Genomic DNA, 2,926 nt, shown 5'->3' on the forward strand with positions numbered 1-2,926 from the left:
GGCGTGGCGGGGTCGGGGGCGGACGGCACGTAGACGCCGATGAGGGTCGGGTGCACGCCGTCGACGGCGAAGACCGTCGCCGTCGCCACGCCGGGGCACGCCGACATCGCGCGTTCCACCTCGGCGGGTTCGATCCGCACGCCGCGCACCTTCAGCTGGCGGTCGACGCGGCCGGTGAAGACCAGCGTCCCGTCCGGTCGGGCGCGGACCAGGTCACCGGTCCGGTAGGCGCGGCCCGCGTCGGCGGGGCTGAACCGCTCGGCGGTCAGGTCCGGGCGCCGGTGGTAGCCCCAGGCGACGGTGGGACCGGCCACGGAGAGCTCGGCCGTGCCGTTGTCCTGCGGCGTCAGGATCTCCCGGATGTGGGGCAGGGCCCGGCCGACGGGCACGTCGTCGGTGTCGCGCAGGGCGCGGCCGACCGCGCCGCCGATGTCGGCGGCGTGGGTGACCATGACGGTCTCGGTCTGGCCGTAGGCGTTGATCAGGCCCACGTGCTCGGGGACGTGCTCGGACCACAGCCGCACGGTCCGGGCCTTCGCCTCCTCACCGCCCATGACGACCAGCCGCAGGCTCGGTGGCAGCGGTTCGCCGGTGGTCACGAGGTGGTCGACCAGCTCGTTCCACAGGGCGGTGGCGAGATTGATCACCGTGACACCCCGGTCGGCCGCGGGTTGAGCACCGTCTCCAGGGCCCGCCCGCACAGCGTGAACGCCAGCACCACGCACACCACGCCCAACCCCGGCGGGATGAGGAACCACCACGCCCGCTGCGACACCGCGCCGTGCATGTTCGCCGCGTGCAGCAGCGACCCCCACGACACGCGCGTCGGGTCGCCCAACCCCAGGAACGACAGGGTCGACTCGGCCACGATCGCGCTGGCCACCGTCAACGTCGTGTTCACGAACACCAGCGGCAGCACCGCGGGCAGCACGTGCTTGCCGATCACGTGCCCGTGCCCGCCGCCCAGCGCGCGGGAGCGCTCGATGAACGGCCGCGCCTCCACCGCCAGCGTCTGCGCCCGCACCAGCCGCGCCGTCGCGGGCCACGACGTCACCCCGATCGCCAGCACGATCGTGCCCAGGCCGCGCGGCAGCACGGTCGACAACGCGATCGCCAGCACCAGCGACGGCAGCACCAGGAAGAAGTCGGTGAACCTCATCAGCACCGCCGACACCCACCCGCCGAAGTGCGCCGCCGAGATGCCCACCACGGTGCCGATCAGCACCGACAGGACCGTGGCGGCCAGCCCGACGACCAGCGAGATCCGGGTGCCCCACCACGTCAGCAGCAGCACCGAACGCCCGTTGTGGTCGGTGCCCAGCCAGTGCTCGGCCGACGGCGGCTGCCACGGCGAGGCGGTCACCCGCGTCACGTCCAGCCCCGACGCGTCGGTCACCAGCGGCGCGAGCACCGCCAGCAGCGTGATCACCACCAACCCGATCAGCCCGGCCAGGCCGCCGCGCTGGGAGGCGAACTCCCGCCACGTCGCCCGCGCCGCGGCCCGCCGCCGTTGCCACGCGATCGCCGTCATGCCGCACGCACCCTCGGGTCCAGGACCCGGTAGAGCAGGTCCGCGAACACGTTCATGGTGATCACCGCGCCGGCCAGCACCACGAACGTGCCCTGCAGCAGCGGCAGGTCGGGCCCGGTCAGCGCCTCGTAGGTCAGCAGCCCCAACCCGGGCCAGGAGAACACCGTCTCGACCGTGATCGCGCCCGACACGACCAGTCCCAGGTGCAGGAACACCAGCGTCACGGTCGGCAGCAGCGCGTTGGGCACCGCGTGCCGACGCCGCACCAGGTCGTCGCGCAGGCCCTTCGCGCGGGCCGTGGTCAGGTAGTCGGCGTGCATCTCCTCCAGCAGCGAGGACCGCATCACCAGCAGGTACTGCGCGTAGACCACGGCGATCATGGTCAGGCACGGCAGCACCATGTGGTGGGCCACGTCCAGCGACTGGGACAGGAAGTCCGGCGGCGTGTCCGGGTAGCGCATGCCGCCGCTGGGGAACAGGTCGCCGGTCGCCAGCGACAGCAGCATGCCCAGCCAGAACGTCGGCATCGCCCACTGGGCCAGCGCCAGCCCGGTGGAGATCCGGTCCGACCGCGACCCGCGCCGCCACGCGCCCCGGATGCCCAGCCACAGCCCGAGCACCACGGCCAGCACCGTGGAGGTGCCGGTCAGCAGCACGGTCGGCCACAGCCGTTCGCCGATCAGGTCCAGCACCGGGCGGCTGTAGACGTAGGACGTGCCCAGGTCGCCGTGCAGCGCCGCGGTGAGGTAGTCGACGAACTGCGCGGTCAGCGGCTTGTCCACGCCCAGTCGGGCGCGCAGCTCGGCCAGCTGGTCGCCGGTCACCGGCCTGCCGCGGGTCATCGCGACCACCGGGTCGCCGGGGATGACCCGGAACAGCAGGAACCCCAGCGCCACCACGAGCAGCAGGCTGACCAGCGCGCCGCCGACCTTGCCCGCCAGGTGCCGGATCACTCGCGGTCCTCCGCGCGCGAGCCGCGCCGACGACCGACCAGCCAGGCGATGCCGAGGAGCACGACGATCGCGCCGCCGACCAGGCCCACCACCAGGCCGGTGTTGGAGCCGGTCGACTGCCCGGCCGCCGAGGCGGGCGTCGCGCCGTAGTAGCCCCACATGCCGTTCTGCGCCATGATCACGCCGTCGGGGTCGGGCTGCACCGGGAACGAGGCGAACTTGTCGCTGCGGTAGGCCTCCAGCGCGTTGTCGTAGCCCAGGACCACGGCCGGGACCTGGTCGTAGAACCGCTGCTGCATCTTCTTGACCAGCTCGCGCCGCTTGGCCGGGTCGAACTCGGCGCGCTGCTGGGCGTAGAGGGCGTCGTACTCGGCGTCGCAGAAGAACGTGTCGGTGGTGCCGCCTTTGCCGTCGGCGTTGGGCCGCTGGCCGCAGGTGTTCA

The 2,926-nt window shown here is 73.0% G+C and carries 3 protein-coding genes and 1 pseudogene; all 4 read right to left on the minus strand.

Features of this window, described 5'->3' with window-relative positions:
- The coding region (locus tag AB0G02_RS28305) for an AMP-binding protein (RefSeq protein ID WP_360799601.1) at positions 1-647 on the minus strand (647 nt) is incomplete at its 3' end.
- A complete protein-coding gene (locus AB0G02_RS28310) occupies positions 644-1,531 on the minus strand; it encodes an ABC transporter permease (protein WP_360799604.1) in 888 nt (295 codons plus the stop codon). The genes AB0G02_RS28305 and AB0G02_RS28310, both read right to left, overlap by 4 nt.
- Positions 1,528-2,484, minus strand: coding sequence for an ABC transporter permease (locus AB0G02_RS28315; RefSeq protein ID WP_360799607.1), 957 nt, complete (start codon positions 2,482-2,484; stop codon positions 1,528-1,530). The genes AB0G02_RS28310 and AB0G02_RS28315 overlap by 4 nt, the downstream gene beginning before the upstream one ends.
- Positions 2,481-2,926: pseudogene (locus AB0G02_RS28320) on the minus strand (ABC transporter substrate-binding protein); the annotation flags it as partial. The gene AB0G02_RS28315 and the pseudogene AB0G02_RS28320, both read right to left, overlap by 4 nt.

Origin of the sequence: Actinosynnema sp. NPDC023658 (assembly GCF_040639995.1) — a bacterium.
In the GTDB taxonomy this organism is placed as follows: Bacteria; Actinomycetota; Actinomycetes; order Mycobacteriales; family Pseudonocardiaceae; genus Actinosynnema.

Excerpts from the sequence above, each read along its gene's own strand:
- AB0G02_RS28310 (WP_360799604.1), bottom strand. The coding sequence starts at position 1,531 with ATGACGGCGATCGCGTGGCAACGGCGGCGGGCCGCGGCGCGGGCGACG.